This window comes from Rhodopirellula maiorica SM1 (assembly GCF_000346295.1).
Taxonomy (GTDB): domain Bacteria; phylum Planctomycetota; class Planctomycetia; order Pirellulales; family Pirellulaceae; genus Novipirellula; species Novipirellula maiorica.
In genome coordinates this window covers 1-20,068 of sequence record NZ_ANOG01000010.1, presented here as the reverse complement: position 1 = coordinate 20,068, position 20,068 = coordinate 1, and the positions used below count along the sequence as shown (strand labels likewise).

At 55.4% G+C, this 20,068-nt stretch carries 16 protein-coding genes; 11 read left to right on the top strand and 5 right to left on the bottom strand.

Going from position 1 to position 20,068, the window contains the following annotated elements:
• Positions 1-239: 239 nt before the first annotated feature.
• On the top strand, positions 240-524 hold the full coding sequence (locus RMSM_RS00410; protein ID WP_008689859.1) for a hypothetical protein: 285 nt from the start codon (positions 240-242) through the stop codon (positions 522-524).
• Positions 525-727: 203 nt separating this feature from the next.
• Here RMSM_RS00410 and RMSM_RS00405 read toward each other — a convergent pair whose 3' ends face one another.
• Both RMSM_RS00405 and RMSM_RS40485 read right to left on the bottom strand, forming a co-directional pair.
• Complete coding sequence (locus tag RMSM_RS00405; RefSeq protein WP_008689857.1) at positions 728-922, bottom strand: hypothetical protein; 195 nt, start codon at positions 920-922, stop codon at positions 728-730.
• 16 nt (positions 923-938) lie between these two features.
• Complete coding sequence (locus RMSM_RS40485; protein WP_008689856.1) at positions 939-1,091, bottom strand: hypothetical protein; 153 nt, start codon at positions 1,089-1,091, stop codon at positions 939-941.
• Positions 1,092-1,227: 136 nt separating this feature from the next.
• Between RMSM_RS40485 and RMSM_RS00400 the strand changes: the two genes are divergently transcribed.
• From RMSM_RS00400 to RMSM_RS00365, 8 genes are all read left to right on the top strand, one after another.
• A complete protein-coding gene (locus RMSM_RS00400; RefSeq protein ID WP_008689855.1) occupies positions 1,228-2,103 on the top strand; it encodes a hypothetical protein in 876 nt (291 codons plus the stop codon).
• Between the two features lie 471 nt (positions 2,104-2,574).
• Complete coding sequence (locus tag RMSM_RS00395; RefSeq protein ID WP_008689854.1) at positions 2,575-3,036, top strand: hypothetical protein; 462 nt, start codon at positions 2,575-2,577, stop codon at positions 3,034-3,036.
• Positions 3,026-3,460 (top strand): MarR family winged helix-turn-helix transcriptional regulator, encoded by a 435-nt coding sequence (locus RMSM_RS00390; protein ID WP_008689853.1) that lies wholly within the window; start codon positions 3,026-3,028, stop codon positions 3,458-3,460. Before RMSM_RS00395 ends, RMSM_RS00390 begins: the two co-directional genes overlap by 11 nt.
• A 21-nt stretch (positions 3,461-3,481) precedes the next feature.
• Complete coding sequence (locus RMSM_RS00385) at positions 3,482-4,846, top strand: alkyl/aryl-sulfatase (protein WP_040763300.1); 1,365 nt, start codon at positions 3,482-3,484, stop codon at positions 4,844-4,846.
• 179 nt (positions 4,847-5,025) lie between these two features.
• On the top strand, positions 5,026-6,471 hold the full coding sequence (locus RMSM_RS00380) for an efflux RND transporter periplasmic adaptor subunit (RefSeq protein ID WP_008689851.1): 1,446 nt from the start codon (positions 5,026-5,028) through the stop codon (positions 6,469-6,471).
• Positions 6,464-9,580, top strand: a complete 3,117-nt coding sequence (locus tag RMSM_RS00375; RefSeq protein ID WP_008689850.1) for an efflux RND transporter permease subunit — start codon at positions 6,464-6,466, stop codon at positions 9,578-9,580. Before RMSM_RS00380 ends, RMSM_RS00375 begins: the two co-directional genes overlap by 8 nt.
• Positions 9,581-9,766: 186 nt before the next feature.
• Entirely contained in the window at positions 9,767-12,517 is a 2,751-nt protein-coding gene (locus RMSM_RS37940) for an alkyl sulfatase dimerization domain-containing protein (protein WP_008689849.1), read from the top strand.
• A 66-nt stretch (positions 12,518-12,583) separates the two neighbouring features.
• Positions 12,584-13,438, top strand: a complete 855-nt coding sequence (locus RMSM_RS00365; protein ID WP_008689847.1) for an SDR family oxidoreductase — start codon at positions 12,584-12,586, stop codon at positions 13,436-13,438.
• Positions 13,439-13,668: 230 nt separating this feature from the next.
• Here RMSM_RS00365 and RMSM_RS00360 read toward each other — a convergent pair whose 3' ends face one another.
• Positions 13,669-14,289: a transposase gene (locus RMSM_RS00360; protein ID WP_008689846.1), complete on the bottom strand. Its 621-nt coding sequence runs from the start codon at positions 14,287-14,289 to the stop codon at positions 13,669-13,671.
• Between the two features lie 273 nt (positions 14,290-14,562).
• Entirely contained in the window at positions 14,563-14,922 is a 360-nt protein-coding gene (locus tag RMSM_RS00355; protein WP_008689844.1) for a winged helix-turn-helix transcriptional regulator, read from the bottom strand.
• 120 nt (positions 14,923-15,042) lie between these two features.
• Between RMSM_RS00355 and RMSM_RS00350 the strand changes: the two genes are divergently transcribed.
• Both RMSM_RS00350 and RMSM_RS00345 read left to right on the top strand, forming a co-directional pair.
• Positions 15,043-16,029 (top strand): zinc-dependent alcohol dehydrogenase family protein, encoded by a 987-nt coding sequence (locus RMSM_RS00350; protein WP_008689842.1) that lies wholly within the window; start codon positions 15,043-15,045, stop codon positions 16,027-16,029.
• Between the two features lie 114 nt (positions 16,030-16,143).
• Positions 16,144-17,019, top strand: a complete 876-nt coding sequence (locus RMSM_RS00345) for a DUF4437 domain-containing protein (protein WP_081613951.1) — start codon at positions 16,144-16,146, stop codon at positions 17,017-17,019.
• Positions 17,020-17,441: 422 nt separating this feature from the next.
• Here RMSM_RS00345 and RMSM_RS00340 read toward each other — a convergent pair.
• Positions 17,442-20,068 (bottom strand): PDZ domain-containing protein (locus RMSM_RS00340; RefSeq protein ID WP_144057256.1); only part of this gene is annotated, 2,627 nt, incomplete at its 5' end.

Below are 20,068 nucleotides of genomic sequence, written 5' to 3'. Positions count from 1 at the left end.
CGCGAGTCGGATTGAAATACTTGCATGAAGTTGAAAGGACATTGTCCAGTTAGAGATGTTCTCTCGCTGGTCGGACTGCCACGCGAGTCTTTCAGTTTTCTGTGTCGTTTGATACAGCACCAATCTTCAACGTCTTTGCCAAAACGAACCAGTGCTGGTACGGCACTTGCGGCGGGGGGACGATGCGACGTCGGTCGTCGGCGTTGCGTATCCTAACTCTTGATACGGAGAATGAAAGCATGGCTGAATCAGCAACCCGGATGGGCTATGAGTCTCAAAGTCGCGAAGCACAAAAGCATTCGGAAGGGACGATTGCTCATCGCATCGAACAGCAGACCGCAAGGGTCCCATCCGACGTCTTTCTGTGGGCCGCGTTCGCCTCGATCGGCGGCTCCTTGCTGCTGCAATCGATGGAACGCAAAAACGAAAGCTTGTTCGTCGGCCAATGGGCACCCACGTTTCTGTTGCTTGGACTGTACAACAAAGTGGTTAAAGTCGCGGGTTCCGATCGGACGCGAGGTTAACGTTCATCAGGTGCAATCGAGGTCGAACGCTCGGACTTTGCGTGACGGTTACCAGTTCAAATGCGGTTGCCGGAGCAAACTTGTTTCCGGCAGCCGCGGAGCTGCAATGCACCAGAGTGTGTTTGGAATTCAGACGCCCACGCATCGCGGACTACGAAACCAACATGCGAATAGCGATGAAACGTCGAACGCTGGCAAAACTTCTATCCGATTCGTTTGTAGGCGTAGGCTCGCGATGGTGGCAGCCGGCCTGCTTGGATCATGTTGAACGTTAGCACATAGTTCAGCGGTCTTCGTTTGTTCGTAATTAGCTCGTAGACCCATTCAACCGGCGCGATCGCGAAGCTGCGATCGGGGCTGCAGACACAGTAGTCTTCATTGCCGGCCGAATCGGCCAAACAGCACCACTGCCAATCAAGCTCCCAACTCTTGTTCCTCCGCCAGTGCCCATTCCTCGACGCGGTGTTTCTTGGTCGGTTTCTCGATCACCTCAGGAACCGCTTTGCTCCAGCTGTCAAAATTGATCGACAGATTCTTGACCAGCCGCTTGATGACGGGATGGTCCAATAGCGTTCCGTTTTGGGCCAGAAACGAAAGATCACAGCGAACTTCTTTTTCGTTCTGTTATAAAATGATGCATCCTATTGGTCCCGCCGCGATTCGAGGGACGTGAATCGATGATTCTCAAGCTGTTGATTACGAAATGACCGTTAACCTTTTGCAAACCATCCGTCGTTCATGGTCGATCGGGCCGTGGTTTTCGATTCTGTTCCTGTCGACGCTGGCGATTGGTTCGGCGATGGCGGAGTCCGACGCAATCGATGCCGAGCGCTGGCGACTCCGGCAGCTGAAGCAAGTGACAAGCCAAATTCAAAATGCTGCTTCGGATGACGAACGCTTAGAGTACGTGGCGCAACAGTCTTGGCTTCGCCGCTGGGAACCGGGGCGAATGCCCTCGGCGCCGACACGCTCTCAAACCGAATCCGAGCTGGTCGAGGAACCGCTGCTTGAGGATTTGGAAAAACCAGCAGGAGTCGCATCGCATGTTTGGCAACAGATGACCTCGCTTCAAGCGGAATTGCACGCTGTGGATACAGACGATGAACGCAAAGAAGATCTTCGTCAGATCATCAAGTCTGCAAGACGGTTGGAAGAATTGCTGTCCGAGCGGCTTCCGCCGCAACTGCAGGAATTACCCGCACCCACCGCATGGGCCCTCGCGTACACTCGGTACCGACTTGGACGAGCCTTGGCGTATCGTGAACTACCGAGCGTGCGTGAGCGGTGGCCAATTTCAGACCCCGTTGGCTATCAAGAAAAGCTGTTGGCGGTCTATCAAAAGCTGATTGATCAAGCCAACCAGGGGCGTCCCGAGTTCATTCTGTTGGAGGATCGGATATTGCGGCGAGCCGGAAAGAAAGCGCGAGCACTGGAATTGCTCGAGGCCAACCAGCAGTCGATTGAAGCGAAATGGTACCTCAAGAAGCGGCGTGATTTATTAGAAGAGCTTGGATGGGGACCGCCCCACAAAGAAGCGGCGCAGATCTACTATGACGCGGGCTACCGTGACGAACCGTAACCAACCGCAGGTGTCGGCAGCAAGCAAAATCATTCGTCGGCAGACGAAATCTGCCGCCACCACTCCCGATGCTTGGCTCTTGCCCTCTCTATCCTGCACGTGCATTTTCTAAGCATGTGGTCAGGAATCATTGGGTGAAATCCCGTTAGCCGTTTGGGTGCTAGCCCGGTTGAATGTCGGAACGGTCCGCTGCGGTGAAGCGACTTCGGTGTCAAAGAACTCGCCGTCTCGATCGTTTCCGCTGGTCGAATGCTTTCGGCGATCCGAAACACGAGCTTGGATAGAAGCAATCTAAATATTGCTTGTAAGTCTTGACATGTCGAAAGTTGGCTGTATCGTACAGGTATGCGGGTTGCTGTTGGTGTGGCGGACGAGACAACAGGTCCTGCCGCAGTGATATGCGACCTCCGTTTGTGGAATGGGACTCGATGCCTTGTCCCCAATTATCTTCCCTCGCACAGACCAAGTGACATGGCTTCATTGGAAAAACGCCGCGTTCGACTTCCACGTCTCGCGTTGTTCACGCGGCTACTCTTCGCGTTCTTTCTGTTTGGCACGGGGATCATGACGATGAGGTTTGCCATCAATGGCTATCCGGTGAGTGATTCGCCTGATGAGGTCGGTCAATTCATGATCGCGATCGGGAAGACAGGCTATCTGATCTTTTGGGTTGGTTTTTTCAAGACGGTCGCGGGCGGATTGATGTTCTTTCCGCGTACAGCGCCATTGGCGATCTTGATGTCGCTGCCTTATGCATTCAACATCCTGCTGTACGTGATCTTCTTTGCGCATCAGTACCTCGTGATCGGGCTTCCTGATTTCGCAGCGTGTGCGCTGCTGATTTATTGCTACTTTGATTGGTATCGCCCGATTTTTGCTGGGGCCACGACTGGTTCGATTCCGGATTCTCAAGGAGCTGAAAATGCATTTTGATTCCGAGTCATCGCCTGGGTTCGCGATCGGACGGGTGGCCTATCTGATTCGTGCGGCAATGGCAGCGGTGCTGAAGAATGCCGGTTGGCCGTTCTCGCCTGAGGAAACACAGACGCTGATCACGTTACTGGATGCCGGTCGTCCGCTAAGCATGAACGAGTTGGCAGCATTAATGATTCGTGATCCGACGACGGTAAAACGACAATTGGATCGACTGGTTGAACATCAGTTTGTCCAGCGGAGCGTGTCGAGTGAAGACGCTCGCATCGTGATGGTCGGTTTGACTCGCCGTGGTGAGCAGAAACTTCAAACGGTGCTACCCATGTTGGATGACCTGCGAAAAAAAACGCTCAAGGGCATCTCAAAATCGGATTTGGAAACAACGCGAAATGTTCTGCGAACGATGCAAAAGAATTTGACATAACTCATCTCAAAGGCCTAAGCCATGAATAAGATCGTCGTTACCTTCTGTCTCTGGGGTCTGGTTGCCGTGGTTGCCAACGGACAGACACAGGTTGAACCCGACACGGCACTGCGGATGCTGAATGCTCAGCAGCAGCAATTTGAGCAGGGAATTGTCAAAGTCGCCGATAACGTTTTTACAGCCGTTGGTTTTCACGGCGCCAATACGTCGATGATTGTTGGTACGGACGGCGTCATCATCGTCGACACTCTCTTCGGTCCAACCAGTGCTGCGAAAGCGGCTGAGGCTTTCCGGCAGTACAGCGAAAAGCCGGTCAAGGCGATCGTCTATACCCACAGCCATGGTGATCACATTGGTGGAGCCAGCGCCTTCGTTGGAGATGAGCGACCAGACATCTATGCTACGGATAGATTTGGTTCCGCTGAAGGCGTCAACAAAGCGGTAGATCCAGTCAAGATGAAGCGAAATGTGCGTCAGTTCGGACGGAAGCTCTCGCCACCAGAAAGCACCAACCGCGGTGTTGCACCGGCGAATACCCACGATAGCGATCGTGGCGAAGGCTACCTTCCACCTACCGTTACGGTTCCCGACAGTGGGCTCAAAACGACGATCGCGGGTGTCGAGATCGAATTTCACATCGGCCCCGGAGAAACCGACGATGCCATGTTCATCTGGCTACCCAAGGAGAAGGTGCTGCTGGCGGGCGACAACTTCTACAGTTCGTTCCCCAACCTGTATGCGATTCGTGGCACGGCCTATCGTGATGTGCTGAGTTGGTCAGAAAGCGTTGCGAAGATGGCAGAGTTTAAGCCACACGTTTTGGTTCCCGGCCATACGATGCCCATCCAAGGACAAGAGGCGGCCACCGCAGCACTGAAAGATTACAGCGAAGCGATTCGCAGCGTGTATGATCAAACGGTTCGAGGCATCAACGCTGGCAAGAGTCCCGACCAGCTCGCGCATGAAGTCAAACTTCCCGAGCATCTGCAAGACAAACCGTACTTGATCGAGTTCTACGGATCGGTTCCGCACGCGGTGAGAGCCATCTATGCCGGCTTATTGGGCTGGTACGACGGCAATCCGACGACGTTGAATCCGCTCCAACCGAAGCTCAAAGCTCGCAAAATTGCCGAACTGGCTGGTGGCACAAAGAAGCTGACCGAGCAGATGAAATCCGCTTTGGAAAAGAAAGACTTCCAGTGGGCCTTGGAACTCGCTGACCATGTGAAATGGCTGGATGATGGCAACAAGAAGCTGGCCCGCAAAGTAAAAATCACGGCACTGCGAGGTTTGGCTGCACGCGAGTACAACGCGCCGAACCGGAACTATTATCTCAGCTACGCCAACGAACTCGAATCCGGCCATTTGAGTGAAGTGTGGTTTTAAAATTTTGAACGCCCTCGTTTAACCGGTAGCCGAAGGCGTCGTACCGACCCGGCCCATTCGACGCCTTCGGCTACCGGTTAAACGATCATTGCCAAACGAAATATGGCTAGATTCGATGGCGATTAGTGAGAAGTGTCGAAATGTATCCGGGACTGACATCCCCTTAATGGAGAGTTGCTTTGACAAAAAACGGTCGAGCCAGATTCTTTGAATTCTTAAAGCGATGGGCAAGTCGCTTGTTGTTCGTTCCGCCGTTAGTGGTGGGCCTGGTGGTTGCTGTTTGGATCGTGGGGAACCGCCCGCAACCGGAGCTTGAAGTGGCCGACGAAGCATCGCGGATGTTGCGCGTCATCGAAGTTCCCGTTGTCGATGTGCTGCCGCAAGTGGTTGGTTACGGAACGGCCACTCCAGGGCAAACATGGCAGGCCGTCGCGCAGGTCGACGGCCGGATTGTCGAGGTTCATCCGGAACTTGAGTCGGGTTCGTTCGTTAGCAAAAACCAATTGCTGCTGAAGATCGATCCGACGGAATACCAGTATGCGGTGGCTCAGTTGGAGGCGGAGATCGAGCAGGCAAAGGCTCTGATCGAGGAACTAACGCGGACCGAGGAAAACCTGCAGGCGTCCTTGAAGATTGAGCGCGATGCGCTAAGCGTGACGCAGCGAGAGATGAAACGGATTGAACAACTGGTTGCACGGAATGCTACGGCGCAATCCGAAGTCGACGCTCAACAGCGAGCCGTCTTGACGCAGCAGCAGCGACTTCAGGAACAATCGAGCGCGTTGAACCTATTGCCGGCTCGGAAGCAAAGTCAACAGGCCAATCTCGAACTTAAGCAGGCCCAGTTGGCTCAAGCGGAATTGGACCTGAAGCACACAGACATTCGCGCACCGTTTGATTGCCGGTTGGGCACGGTTACGCTGGATGTCGGCCAGTACGTCGCAGCGGGACAGTCGCTGTTTGAAGCTTACAGCAATGACCTCGTCGAAGTGGAAGCCCAAGCACCGATGCGCGAAGTGCGGCGGTTGATTCACAATCCGACCGGCGCGGCGGTGTTTGAGGAAATTTCGATGCAGCGGGTGCGTGATATCTTCAACGTGCAAGCGATCGTCGAGATGGCTTCCGCCGATATACCCGCTCGCTGGTCGGCAAGGTTCATGCGAATTCGCGAGACGCTCGATCCACAAACTCGCAGTTTAAGCTTGGTGGTGGGCGTCGACGATCCCTATCAGCAAGTGGTTCCCGGCGTGCGTCCGCCATTGCTGCAAGGCACGTACTGCCGCGTGACGTTGATCGGGCAAGCCCGGACAGACCAAGTAATCGTTCCCCGACACGCGCTGCATGACGGCCATGTCTACGTGCTCGATGGCGACCAGCGTCTGCGACGCCAATCTGTTCAGATCGAATTTCGGCAGAGTGAATTCGCTGTCGTCCGTAGCGGGCTAGCGGGCGGAGAGACGCTGGTGGTTTCCGACCCCACGCCGGCTATCGAAGGCATGCTGGTCCAGCCGCTTCAGGACGATTCACTGCGTGAGCGACTGGTTGCTGACGCTCGTGGCGTGGACGCCAATCAGGTAACGTCATCGCAATCACCAACTACAGAAGTTGGGGGTAGCGATGATTGATCGATTCGCGCGGCATCCAACTTTGGCCAACCTGTTGATGCTGCTGTTTATCATTGCAGGCCTGTTTGCACTGCCGAAACTAGAACGGGAAACGTTTCCGGAGTTCTCAGCGACGGAAATTCAAATCCGCATCCTCTATCTCGGTGCGACAGCCGAGGAAGTTGAAGAGGCTGTCTGCAGGCGAGTGGAAGACGCAATCGACGGTGTGGAAAACGTCAAAGAAGTCCGCTCCGAGGCGCAGGAGGGCGTTGCCGTTATCACCGTCGAAATGCGTGACGGCGCCGATATCGCTCTGTTCCAAGACGACATCGAGTCGGAGGTCGAGGCGATCACCGAATTCCCTGCCGATGTCGAGGATCCCGTGATCACCCAGCTTGGACGAACCGAAGCGGTCATGGTTCTGCTTGTCACCGGTCCGCTGTCGACAGGAGACTTGAAGATCCATTGCGAGAACCTGAAGGATCGTTTGCAACAGGTTCCTCAGGTGTCCCCGGTCGAGCTGGAAGGTTTTTCCGATCGTCAACTTCGCGTCGAATTGTCGGACGAAGCCTTGCGACGCTACGGATTGACGGCCGCCGAGGTTGCCCGAGTCATCGCGCGACAGGGGATCGACATTCCGGCCGGGGCGCTGGAAACTCGCGACAACGAAGTCCTGCTGCGCTTCGTCGAACAGCGCCGTACACCGGAGGAACTTGAGGATCTGATTATCAAGGGGACCCGAGGCGGAGCGGAAATTCGTTTGCGTGATCTTGGGCAAGTCGTCGATGTGTTCGAGGACGAAGAGGTCAAGAGCCTGTTGGGCAGCGAACGGGCCGGCGTGCTGCGGATCAAAAAAACAAAGACTCAGGACGCCATCCGGGTGACCACGGCCGTGCGTGAGTTCCTAGAACAGGAGCGTCAGCGTCAGCCGCTGTTGAACATTGCGGTCGTCAACGACATGTCGACCTTGATTCGCGACCGATTGGAACTGGTCCTCAAAAACGCGGTCCAGGGGATTATTCTCGTCTTTTGCACCTTGTGGATGTTCTTCAACCTGCGGATGTCGTTCTGGGTTGTGATGAGCCTGCCGGTGTCGTTTCTCGGCGCGTTGTTTCTGATGCCCATGCTGGGGCTGACCATCAACATGATCACCTTGGTGGCGATGCTGTTAGCCACCGGAATTCTGATGGATGACGGGATCGTGATCTCGGAGAACATCGCCCGGCATCTGAGTCTCGGCAAACCGGCGATGCAGGCCGCGGTGGACGGCGTCAAAGAAGTTTCCGGCGGCGTCGTTTCTTCGTTCCTGACGACGATCTGTGTGCTTGGGCCGCTGGTGTCGCTGTCCGGCTTTATCGGCAAAGTGCTGCAAGTCATCCCGATGGTGCTGATCCTGGTGCTGGCCGTCAGCCTGATCGAAGCGTTCATTATCTTGCCGGCTCACCTAGGTCACTCGCTTGGTCACAGCGGTCTGGAGCGGGCGGGCCGACTTCGCCGCTCGATGGATGGGGTGCTTGAGTGGCTGCGTGAATCGGTCCTGGGCCGGTGCGTCGATACCGCAATTCGCTGGCGTTACCTGTTCCTGGGAAGCATTGCCGGGCTGTTTGTCGCGTCGCTGGCCCTGGTCGCCAGCGGGATTGTTCCGTTTCAGGGTTTTCCGACCACCGAAGGCGAAATCGTGGAAGCCCGCATCCTGCTTCCCCAAGGCACGCCCGTCGAACGTACCGAAGAGATCGTGCAGCGAATCTCGGACGGTCTGGAAAAAGTCAACCGACGCTTCACGCCTGACCAGCCGGACGGACGGGAGCTGGTTGAAATCGTGCAGGTCCAGTTTGGAACCAACGCCGATGCGTTTGAGTCCGGTTCGCATGTGGCAACCGTGACGGCGGATCTGTTGAGCCCTGAGAATCGTGCGACTCGGATTGATGCCGTGGTTCAGGCATGGCGGGAAGCGGTCGGTCGTCTGCCGGATGTGATCAGTGTTACTTATGGCGAATCGAGCTTCGGTCCCGCCGGACGGCCCATTGAAATTCGCTTTCAGAGTGAAGATCTCAGCGACGCCAAGCAGGCAGCACAGCAGGCGCTCACGTTTTTCGATCAGTATCAGGGCGTCTTCAACCTGACGGATGATCTGCGGCCTGGCAAACAGGAATACCGCATTCGGCTGGATGAAGGAGCGGTCGGGCTGGGGTTGGATGTGACGACGATTGCCGATCAGGTGCGTGCCGCGTTCCAGGGCACCATCGCGGATGAGATTCAAGTCGGCTCGGAAGCTTACGAAATCGTCGCTCGTCTGAAATCGGCGGATCGCGATTCTCTGGCAGACTTCAGCGATTTTCACATCGTGCTGGCCGATGGTAGTCGCGTGCCGCTCTCGGCCGTTGCCAAAGTTGAAGTCGCCACAGGCTGGTCGCGGATTGCACGGCTCGACGGTCGGCGCACAGTGACGCTGATCGGCGAAGTCGACACGCGGGTTGCGAATACCGCCAGTCTGATGGGCCTGTTCCGACGAAACGCGATCGCGGAGATTCGACAGCAACATCCGAATGTCTCCGTCCAGATCGAAGGTGAGTCGCAGGAGTCGGCGGAGACGGGCAACTCGATGCTTCAAGCATTCGTGTTGGGCTTGATCGGCGTGTTCGCGATCCTCAGCTACCAATTTGAGAGCTGGACGGAACCGCTGATTGTGATGGCGGCCATTCCGCTGGCATTGATCGGCGTCATTTGGGGGCATCTGATCACAGGCAACGCGCTTTCGATTCCCAGTGTCCTCGGATTCGTCTCCTTGGCGGGCGTGGTCGTGAATGATTCAATTTTGCTGGTGCTGTTTTTGAAGCAGGAGCATGCTGCGGGAAGTGATGTGGTAGAATCCGCGCGTCAAGCTAGCCGACTTCGCTTCCGCGCCATTCTGCTCACCTCAGCCACCACGATTGCCGGACTGACGCCGTTGCTGTTCGAAACCAGCCGTCAAGCGCAAGTCCTGATTCCGCTGGCCGTCAGTGTATGCTTTGGTCTGCTCAGTTCGACCGTGCTCGTCCTCATCGCCATCCCCGCAGCCTACGTCGTGCTCTTCGATTTCGGGTTGATCGCCAAGCAAAAACAGGGAACGGAAAGTCAAACAATTTCATAGCAGAACGCGCGGAGCGTTTCGGCGGGGCGACGTTGAATCGTGGTGCTGCCGGAAGCCTTGGCGGCTTACGCTATTGTCCGCTTCGTTTAACCGTCAGCCGAAGGCGTACGCTGTGCATCTAAAACACGTACGCCTTCGGCTGACGGTCAAACGCGGTTAAACGAAACCCTCAAACCGGAGAAACTCATGCGACATCACCTCCCCATCATCCTCACCTGCCTACTAACCACTGTACTTTCCCCACCAAGCCCAACGCTCGCGCAAGAAAACGCGGCGACGCGAAAACTGACTCAACAAAACGAACAGTTCAAAGAACAGATCATGCAAGTCGCCGACAACGTCCATGTTGCCGTCGGCTACAGCGTGGCCAACGTCTCGATGATCGTTGGCGAAGACGGGGTGATCATTATCGACACCGGCATGATGCCCGAAGCGGCCGAAAAAATCGCCAAGAAATTCCGCGAGCTCACCGACAAACCGGTCGTCGCCATTATCTACACCCACTCGCACGGCGACCACACCGGCGGAGCGGCGATGTTCCTTGGCACAAACCGTCCACAAATCTGGGGACATAAAAATTTCGGCAGCGAATCCGGTCCGTGGAAAGCGGGCGGGCTGACCTACCAAAACGTACGCGGTGCTCGACAAGCAGGCTTCAAGCTGCCGCCCGAGCAACGCATCAACAACGGTGTCGCACCGGCCCGCTATCCCAAACGGGGCGGCGAAGTCTTCTCGTCCAACGAAGGCACGAACCCGACTCACTTTCTTGACGTCGAGCGAAAGACGATCAACGTCGCCGGCGTGGAACTTGAACTCACTTCATCGCCCGGAGAAACGAACGATGGCATCTCCGTTTGGTATCCCGCCGGCAAAGTCCTGTTTGCCGGAGACACTTTCTACCGATCCTTCCCGAACCTGTACGCCATTCGCGGAACTCCCCAGCGACAGACGCGTTTGTGGGCACGATCCCTGGCGAAGATGGCCGATCGCAAAGCGGACGCACTGGTGGGCGGGCACACGGTTCCGGTCGTGGGAGCCGACGAGGTCAGCCGGGTTTTGAGGGACTACCGCGACGCGGTTCAATTCGTTCATGACAAAACGGTTGAAGGCATCAACAAAGGCCTGACGCCGGACGAGTTGGTCGAGTACGTCCAGCTTCCCGAGCGTTTGGCGAACAGCGAGTACTTGCAACCCTTCTACGGGCATCCCGATTGGGGCGTCCGCCAGACATTCAACAACTACCTTGGCTGGTTCGACGGCAACCCATCGAACCTGTTCCCGCTGCCACCGAAAGCGGAAGCCGAACGGATGGTCAAGCTGGCCGGCGGAAAAGACAAACTACTGGCAGCGGCAAAAGAAGCCCTTAAGTCAGACGACAATCAATGGACTGCACAGCTCGCCGATCAGTTGTTGGCAATTGACAAAAACGACACCGACGCGAAGCTCGTGAAAGCGGACGCGCTGACCAAGCTGGCTCGCACCATGGTCAACGCAACCGCGCGGAACTACTACCTCACCGTCGCTCGTGAACTTCGTGAACAGGTATCAAAAGCAGAAGCAGAGAAAGATGCACGTTCTCGACCGCGACAAGAAACTCCAACGATCGCATCGATCGGTGATGCGGTCATGGAAAAGATCGATCTGGCGTTGCCTGATGAGCTCTATCAAGGTTACCTGTTTTGGCACCAGGCGGATGAACTGGCTACCGATGTCGTTAATTACGCCATGCTGCTCGATGCGGAGGGCAAGGTCGTTCATCGCTGGGATACCGATTTGACCGGAGGCGGACATACCTCGTACCTGCTGGATTCCGGTGGCCTGCTGCGTACTGGTAGAAGAGATCGAAGCTATCTTACGGGGCAGCCCGTGGCCGCCACCGACACGCTTCAGATCACCGACACAACTGGAAAAGCCATCTGGGAGTTGAGTGCCAAGGACGTTCGTTTCAACGGGAACAAAATCACCTTTCACCACGATATGTTGCCGATGCCCAACGGCAATATTCTGGTCTTAATCTACGAAGAAATCAGCCCCAAAGAAGCGGCGGCGGCCGGTTGGTCGGCCGGCAAACAGAAAACGGTCTGGTCCGATGGAGTGTTGGAGATCAAACCCGATCTGGAAAACGGATCCCATGAAGTCGTCTGGTATTGGCGTTTTATTGACCACATGATTCAGGATCAAAATTCCAATGCGGCCAATTACGGTGCCATCGCCGATCATCCGGAAAAGATCGATGCCCACTTCCCTAAAAGCTATGCGCCAATGAATGCGGTGCGACAGCATTTGAATGCGCTCGACTATCACGCGGGCATGGATCAAATCCTGATTAGCTCCTTCATCTATAACGAAATCTGGGTGATCGACCACAGCACGACCATCGAACAAGCCGCGGGCTCCGCAGGCGGCCGCGGCGGCAAAGGGGGAGACCTGTTGTTCCGATACGGTAATCCCGCTGCCTACGCACGCGGTACGGAGAAGGATCGCCTCTTCCAGAATCAACACGACGCGAACTGGGTTGACGAGGGTCTTCCTGGAGCCGGCAACATCTTGGTGTTCAATAACAATACAGGCACGCGCAGTATCGCCAGAGTAGGCGCGGGTGGAGCGGCAGCCGCTGCTGCCCAGCAGCAGTTGGAGGGAATGAGCAATGTCCATGAGATTCGTCCCACCCTTGCCAATGGACGTTACGTTATGGGGAAAGCAGGAGCGTTTGAAGCGAAGCAAATCTGGTTCTGGGAACACAAGGACTTTTTCGCCCCCTTTCAAGGCGGCGCTCGCCGCTTGCCCAACGGGAACACACTTCTAACCGACACTGTGGGAAGAAGGGTCTGGGAAGTTGCCTCGGATGGGGATGTCGTCGTTCGCTACGATGGTCCTGCTCCTGCCTTCAAAACGTTCAAGTACTCCGCCGAGCAAGTAGCGAATTTGCTTGATTAATCCGATCCTATTCGTTTTCAAGTAACAAAACCTGCCCGTACTTCCGACATCGTCGAGGAACATTCCATGACAAAAATCGCCGTGACCGCCGCTAGCGGCCAGCTTGGTTCCGAAATCGCTAAAGCCACTGCCGAGATCGTCGGTAAGGAGAATGTCGTTGGGCTCGCCCGAACGCCCAGCAAAGCGGAATCGCTGGGCATCGAAATTCGCCCTGGTGACTATGCGTTGCGAAGTGATCTGGAAAACTCACTGCAAGGAGTTGACTCCGTGTTGCTGGTATCCGGGATGGACGCTCCAGACAAACGGATTGGTCAACATCGCAACGTGATCGAAGCGGCAAAGACCGCTGGTCTGAAAAAGATCGTCTACACCAGTATTCAAGGAGCCGAAAAAGATACCGCTTTCTCGCCCGTTGTGCAAAGCAATCGGCAAACCGAACAAGACGTTCGCGACAGCGGGCTCGACTGGGTGATCGGCCGGAACGGAATCTACATCGAACCCGACGTCGATTACATCGAGACATACAAAGAACGCGGCGAAATCGCGAACTGTGCCGGCGACGGATTGTGCGGTTACACAACCCGCGGCGAATTGGCGTACGCCTACGCGCGGATGCTAACTCAATCGCAGCATAACGGCCAAACCTACAACCTGCATGGCGAAGCGATCACGCAACAACAGTTGGCCGACTACCTGAACACCGCCTTTGGAACCGACTTGAAATACCGCAAGATGTCCGTCGCAGAGTATCGAGAAGACCGGGCCGCAGAGCTCGGTGAATTCATAGGCAACATTATCGCAGGAATCTATGAAGGCATCCGCAACGGCGCGTTAAACAACGAAAGCCATTTCGAGAAAGCCACCGGACGGCCTCACCAAAGTTGGGACCAGTATTTTCGGCGACTCGTACAGCCCAAATGATCTCCACTCGCTATCTGTTTAACCGGTAGCCGAAGGCGACGTTTGTACCCGCCGCCTCGATATGAGTCGTTTAACCGGTAGCCGGAGGCGTCGTCTCTATCCAGCGTATGCGTCGCCTACGGCTACCGGTTAAACGATCTGCGCTGGTTGATATGAGTTGTTTAACCGATAGCCGGAGGCGTCGTTTGCATCCGGCGCGTACGTCGCCTGCGGCTACCAGTGAAACGTCATCAATAGGTAACCCATCCGTTGTCCAGGCCGCGATAGGGTGAGAGCCAATGCCAATCCTGTCGCTTCTTGCCCTCTTTCAAAGGATTCTCGATCACATATGCGATTGCATTCTCAATCGCTTCGTCACTGTCGAGGTATGATTTCCATTGATGGGCGGCCCATACATGCGGTGGCTTTCCATCGGAGCCTGCATGATTGGCAAGTGGATGTATTTCATCATCCATCAACTGTCGCGTTGCGGCACCTTTTAACAGGTTTGCAATTTGTTCGATTTTGTAGCGATGGCGAGCAATCACCAGATGCGTATGCTCAGGTAAAATCGAACAAGCCAGGATCTGATATTTGCTGGCTGCCGCTTTCGCTTTAAATCCATTGGCGATGGACAATGCCTGGTTTCCGTTAAGAGTAACAGCCGGATACCTCAAAGCTTTTCGGGCCGCTTCGCGGTGAGCGAGCTCTTCGTCCGAGAGCTGTGCGAGCGTGCGTTGTTCCAGGTGGCGAGTCGTTTCTCCAAAGCACGCGAGTTCCCAACTCGCCACAAAATGAGACCACGATCCGCGCGGATCATTCGGCAGCCAAAAGCCGTACATTGGCAGAATGATGTGATAGGCGTGAACCATGGTGATCCCCTATGTTGCGGGCATGAATCGTGTCTAGCTGTCGCCGACGTCGCCTGCGGCTACCGGTTAAACGAGCAAGGAGAGGCAATCGTTCGTTGCTTGAGGAGGCGAATGCCTACTCTGCTATTGTATGAGTCGTTAAACCGATAGCCGGAGGCGTCGTTTATATCCGGCGCGTACGTCACCTGCGGCTACCGGTGAAACGAGTTACGGGCATGTCGGTCGGGGCGTGATCAGCGACACGTGTCGAAAAAATCGTCGCGGTTGAGGACGTTATTGCCGTGTGGAGATCAAATCCATCGCGTGCTTTTCACCCCACTCCTTTAGGGCCATCAAGACTGGCTGGAGCGATTTGCCTTCTTCGGTGAGTTCATATTCAACTCGCGGCGGCACTTCGGCGTAGACGATTCGGTTGACCAAACCGGCGGCTTCGAGTTCACGAAGCTGCTTGGTCAGCATCCGCTGGGTGACGCAACCGATTTTTCGTTTGAGTTCACTAAAACGAAGTCGTCCATCAAGCAAATAGAAAAGCACGATGCCTTTCCACTTGCCTCCGATCAACTCCAGCGTCGCTTCGACGGGACAGGCGGGCAGCACATAACTGGTGTGCCGGGCCTTGTTCTTGGTATCCATTTTGTGCCTACGTGTCCGAAATGTACGTACTTGCCTGTATGTGGTGTACTCGTATTATGAGCACAGTCACGGTGAAAGGCAATCAAAGGTTCACTCCCCCCAAACCAAAGAGAAACAGTTATGAAAGCGATGCTCATTAAGTCCTATGGCGAGAACGCCGCGTTTGAAGCGGCAGACGTTGAAAAACCCGTAGTGAAAGCAGGCCACGTGCTGGTGAAGATTGCCGCGTCGAGCGTGAACACGGTCGATACGATGATTCGCAGCATGGGTAAAGAGTTGCCTCTATCGCCTGACACGCCCGCGATTCTGGGAATGGATTTTGCTGGAACGGTCGAAGCCGTTGGCGATGGCGTCACCGATTTTTCAGTCGGCGATGAGGTTTATGGCTGCGCAGGCGGATTAGCCGACTTGCCCGGCGCGCTAGCCGAGTACATGGTGGCCGACAGCAACTTGATTGCCCACAAGGCAAAGAATCTGTCGATGCGAGAAGCCGCAGCCTTGCCGCTGGTTGCGATCACGGCCTACGAAGGTTTGATGCGTGCTGGAATCCAACAAGGCCAGAAAGTGCTAGTGCACGGCGGCTCAGGAGGCGTCGGGCATGTTGCGCTGCAACTCGCAAAACACTTCGGCGCCGAAGTCTACTCCACCGGTGGCGGCGAGAAACAATTGGCATTGATCGAACAACTCGGCGGCACGGGCATTAACTACAAAACCGAAACGGTCGAGCAGTACGTGGCTAAACACACCGATGGGGCTGGATTTGATCTGGTATTCGACTCGGTTGGCGGTGCCAACCTAACGAACTCGTTCGAAGCCGCTGCACTGAACGGCCAAGTGGCTACCACTGTCTCGATGTGCGAGTTAGACTTGACTCCGGCTCACTTCAAGGGATTGTCGTTGCATGTCGTGTTTATGTTGATTCCGATGCTGCACAACTTCAAGCGAGAACAGCACGGGGAAATCCTTCGCAAACTCGCTTCGATTTGCGAATCTGGCGGACTCAAGCCTGTACTGGATGAGCAACGTTTTTCGCTTGATGAAGTTGGACAGGCCTACGCTCGATTGCAGAGCGGAAAAGCGATGGGCAAAGTGGTCGTTGACAACTAACCACCTGACGTCGTGGACGAGAGGCAACGAGTCGGTCGCGCATTTCAAACCACCGGGGACTCGTGACCGCTCATCCACGACCGTCTCACTTGAACATTTACCGAGATTGAACCAATGTCTCCTTCCTGTAGCAAAGCTTTCGTCCTGCTCGTATTTGCAATCGGCGTGTGCGCGACCGCGTTCGACGGCTTTGCTGAAGAACCGACAACCGAGTCGACATCCGACTTGGTTCTGGTGTCGGATGTCGAGTGGACGCCGCTCAATCCTGCCCGGGGTGACGCGAGTCCGCAGGCTGCAACCCTTTGGGGCGATCGAGCCGGAACGGAAGCGACCGGGTTCCTCGTGAAATTCGTGGACGGATTTTCATCTCCGCCACACATCCACAATATCACTTACCGTGGCGTCGTGATCGCTGGCGGGGTTCACAACGATGATCCCGATGCCGAACCGATGTGGATGCACGTTGGGGCTTTCTGGACCCAGCCTGCTGGTGAACCTCATATCACTGCTGCCCGTGGTACGACCATCGCGTATATCGAGATCGACAAAGGCCCTTACCTTGTCATGCCCACGGAAGAGGCTTTTGATAACGGTGAAAGACCGGTCAACGTAGACGCGTCGAACATTGTTTGGCTTGGCCAATCAAGCACATCGTGGATCGAGCCGCCGGCGCCGTCGGCAACAGCGAACCCATCGAAGATCGCTTTTCTTTGGGGCAACCCGCAGTCGGATCCGGTCAACGGAACTCTCGTCAAGCTACCAGTCGGTTTTGTGGGCAAAATTCGCAGCCAGGGATCCGAGTTTCGCGCCGTCGTGATCGAGGGCCAAGCGAATTACCGTTCAAATGGAATCGACAACATTAAGGTCATGCCGCCCGGTAGCTATTTCAGCTCGAAGGGCGAGATGACCCATCGGGTTTCGTGCGACGACGACACACACTGCATGATCTACGTCCGCAGCGAGGGCCAATTCGTCGTCGTCCCGGATTGACGCAACCGTGCGTGAACCGGATTGCATCCCAAGACGCAAAACCTGTCATCCTCTTTGCAACGCCAGCAAACTTTATTCCTTTGGGAGCAAGTGTTTTCTCCGTAGTGGACGAGGTTACGAGTCTCGTCACTCCACTAAGCAGGTAGGCAGGAATCATTGGGTGAAATCCCGTTAGCCGTTTGGTCGCTAGCCCCGGTTGAATGTCGGAACCGTGGCTAGCAGGCTGGTGATTTAGTCGTACGATGGACTTCCTAGTCCGTCGGATACACCACTGACGGACGAGGTAGTCCGTCAGCCATCCCTTGCTATAAAAGACTTCATTAAATCAACAGCCTGCTTGCGGCCAAAGCGGCTAATATACGGAAAGCCTTCTGCCTAGCTGCTTAAGTCGCATGACGCCCCGATGGTGGCGTGCTCGGCGATTAATCTTCATTGTTGGCTGGTTTCGGGAACGAACCGACGGTGGGGTTTGCCAGCTCAACAGCCAATTCTTGGAACGTTGTATTCTCGCCGCCGCCCTGGTCAGAGACCGGTGAAACGCTCCAGAGGATCCAACGGAAATGTCCCAGCGTTTTGTTATTCACCGCGCGGAGCGACGCCGCCGTGTAATTCTCGTCGACCACACCGGTATCGATGGTGCCAATCGGCGTCATCTTGTCCAGATTCCAGCCGGGGTCTTGCTCCGAATCACTGGCGAAAATCGTCAACTTCTGAGCACTGCGATTTTTGCTTTGACGAAATGACCAACTGCTGATCGCTGTAACTGGTTTGACCGCACCCAGATCCATTTTGTACTTGCCGTCGTTAATCCCGTTAGCGAACACAGGGCCATAATTGGCCGCAAGCTTGCCGTCGGTCAACGTCGCCAGCGGCTCGTTCGATGTCTGCCTATTGGTCGTGATCTTGTGCGTCGAAGCGGCTGGCGGCACCAGCTTTTTGAAGCCGACAGAAGATTGAGCGGATTCAATCACAACCGTCGTTGATGGCTGAATCGAAAGCTCCATCGGCTTCTGGTTTCGCAAGATCGTGAGCTTCAGCGGTTCGTCGCCAGAACCTTGCACCGCCCGTAGGAACTGTTTGATATTGGCAACCGATTTTCCGTTGACTGCCTGGATCAAGTCACCTTTCAGCAAACCAGCCTTTGCCGCCGCAAAGTCTGCTGTGACTTTCTCCAGCGCCACTCCGCCCTCCTCTTTGCTGGCTCCATAGGCCGAGAAATCCTCTTCCTGAAGATCCTGTAGCAGTGCTCCTTGCCACGCCGTGGAAACCTTTTCCACCAACGGCGGTTGTTTCCGCGTCGGCTTGTTCTCGCTTGTTTTCAAGTCCGGAATCTCCGGTGTACGAGCGATCGCTTTCAGGGAGGGTTTTTTGACGCCGAACTGGTCCATCGGAAAATTTTCGAAGCCAACCTTCAATGCCGGCGAGCCCTCTTTGACTCGGAAGTCACCGTTTTCCGGATCGACATACATCGGGTCGCCCAAGAGTGAATTCGCATCCCAGCCGAGTCGCTTTGAGAAATCGAGGACCTCTGGATTGGTGGTCGCGAAGAAATTGCGATCCACCATCGTCTCGCCGCGGGTATACGGTCGACTCATGCGAGCCGGACTGTGCCTGTTCGAGAAGATGTTGGAGTAGACTCGATCGTTGCTGCCTTGAAACCAGACGTGCGGATGGAACCAGCCCACCGGCATCACATTGTTATACGCATGGCGGCGAAAACCTTCGCGAAGCTTCAGTCCTTTGTTGAGTAACAAGTTGTTGTAGATGTCGTAGTTGCTCGAACCATCATCCAGGTCAATGTCCCAGCCATGATCGCATCGCCAGCGACTGTCACGGATCACGGTGGTCTTCATCGCATCGAGGAAGGGCAGTTGGGGATCTTCGTCGACCGCTTTTTGTGAGGTGGTCAAACTATCGCGTCGCCAGTAGCGGTCACGTCCCCAGGAGTTAAACGACCCGTGGTCATGGGTTTCCAGAACGGTGTCAAAGACATCGCAGCGCTGGATCAGATGGCCGCCCCACGTGCCTTCGCTGACGTTGATGCCAGCACGCGCGGTATCGTAGATCGAGCAATCACGAACCGTGATGTCTTGAGCCATCGAAATCTGCACGCCCGCCGGTTGGCGTTCGACGCGTCCAATGCCATGAATCAAGCAATCGTCCACGACGCAATCCGCCGGGTAGTTGTTTGTCTTGGGACCCACGGTGCGATCAATTTTCGACAGATCGTTCGTCTGACCGTATTCGAACAACGGATCTCGTACCGCGTCCGGATCGCCGACAAAGCACACGCCGCTCGCACCGGTATCGTGAATGTGACAACCCTGCACGAGCACGTCGCGGTTGTAGTTGCTCGCGAAAACGGCGTTGCCACCAACCTGATCGAACTCGGTGTCCAAAATCTGAATCTGTTCGGTACCCGTTAGCAGAATCGCGCCGCCTCGATAAATCGTCCAGTCGGATCGCAGCAGGGGTTCTTTGCTATCCATAAATGTTCGTGCCGCGTGCCGAACCGTGAAGCCTTGAAACGTCATATGATGAACAGGATTGGCTTCGCTGCCATTGATTTCAATCAGGTGACGCAACCGCACCACTTCGACTTTTGCGGTGTCCAGGTTGACGTCAGCAGCGGGCTGATAGTACAGCGTTGATGAGGAAGCGTCGTGGAACCATTCGCCCGCGGCGTCCAGTTCTTCGAAGATATTTTCGACCATCCGATAGTCTTTGTGCATGCCCATCTGGCGATTGTTCTGCCAGCCGCCTTCGTAGGTGACTTCGCCGGATTCATCTTTGCCAGTAATCCGATAGTGATACCCACCCCAACTGGCCCGGTGCATGGCGTGGATGTACCCGCCAGCAGGATTCTTCCAATGCGCCGCTCGCTCTTTCGAAAACGCATCGGCCGAGTATCCCTGGTAGGGCTCGGCCTTTTTCGCCGGATCATAGTTCGGGTAGCGGGCCATTCGCTGGCTGACTCCATTGATGAACAGCTGGTCGATGTTCAATCCGGCTGGCGTTTGCGATTGGAAGATGCCGTCACGATAGGGCT

What these genes read in the sequence shown, in the direction of transcription:
- RMSM_RS00410 (WP_008689859.1), top strand. Translation starts at nt 240, where the DNA reads ATGGCTGAATCAGCAACCCGGATGGGCTATGAGTCTCAAAGTCGCGAA.
- RMSM_RS00400 (WP_008689855.1), top strand. Translation starts at nt 1,228, where the DNA reads ATGACCGTTAACCTTTTGCAAACCATCCGTCGTTCATGGTCGATCGGG.
- RMSM_RS00395 (WP_008689854.1), top strand. Translation starts at nt 2,575, where the DNA reads ATGGCTTCATTGGAAAAACGCCGCGTTCGACTTCCACGTCTCGCGTTG.
- RMSM_RS00390 (WP_008689853.1), top strand. Translation starts at nt 3,026, where the DNA reads ATGCATTTTGATTCCGAGTCATCGCCTGGGTTCGCGATCGGACGGGTG.
- RMSM_RS00385 (WP_040763300.1), top strand. Translation starts at nt 3,482, where the DNA reads ATGAATAAGATCGTCGTTACCTTCTGTCTCTGGGGTCTGGTTGCCGTG.
- RMSM_RS00375 (WP_008689850.1), top strand. Translation starts at nt 6,464, where the DNA reads ATGATTGATCGATTCGCGCGGCATCCAACTTTGGCCAACCTGTTGATG.
- RMSM_RS37940 (WP_008689849.1), top strand. Translation starts at nt 9,767, where the DNA reads ATGCGACATCACCTCCCCATCATCCTCACCTGCCTACTAACCACTGTA.
- RMSM_RS00365 (WP_008689847.1), top strand. Translation starts at nt 12,584, where the DNA reads ATGACAAAAATCGCCGTGACCGCCGCTAGCGGCCAGCTTGGTTCCGAA.
- RMSM_RS00360 (WP_008689846.1), bottom strand. Translation starts at nt 14,289, where the DNA reads ATGGTTCACGCCTATCACATCATTCTGCCAATGTACGGCTTTTGGCTG.
- RMSM_RS00355 (WP_008689844.1), bottom strand. Translation starts at nt 14,922, where the DNA reads ATGGATACCAAGAACAAGGCCCGGCACACCAGTTATGTGCTGCCCGCC.
- RMSM_RS00350 (WP_008689842.1), top strand. Translation starts at nt 15,043, where the DNA reads ATGAAAGCGATGCTCATTAAGTCCTATGGCGAGAACGCCGCGTTTGAA.
- RMSM_RS00345 (WP_081613951.1), top strand. Translation starts at nt 16,144, where the DNA reads ATGTCTCCTTCCTGTAGCAAAGCTTTCGTCCTGCTCGTATTTGCAATC.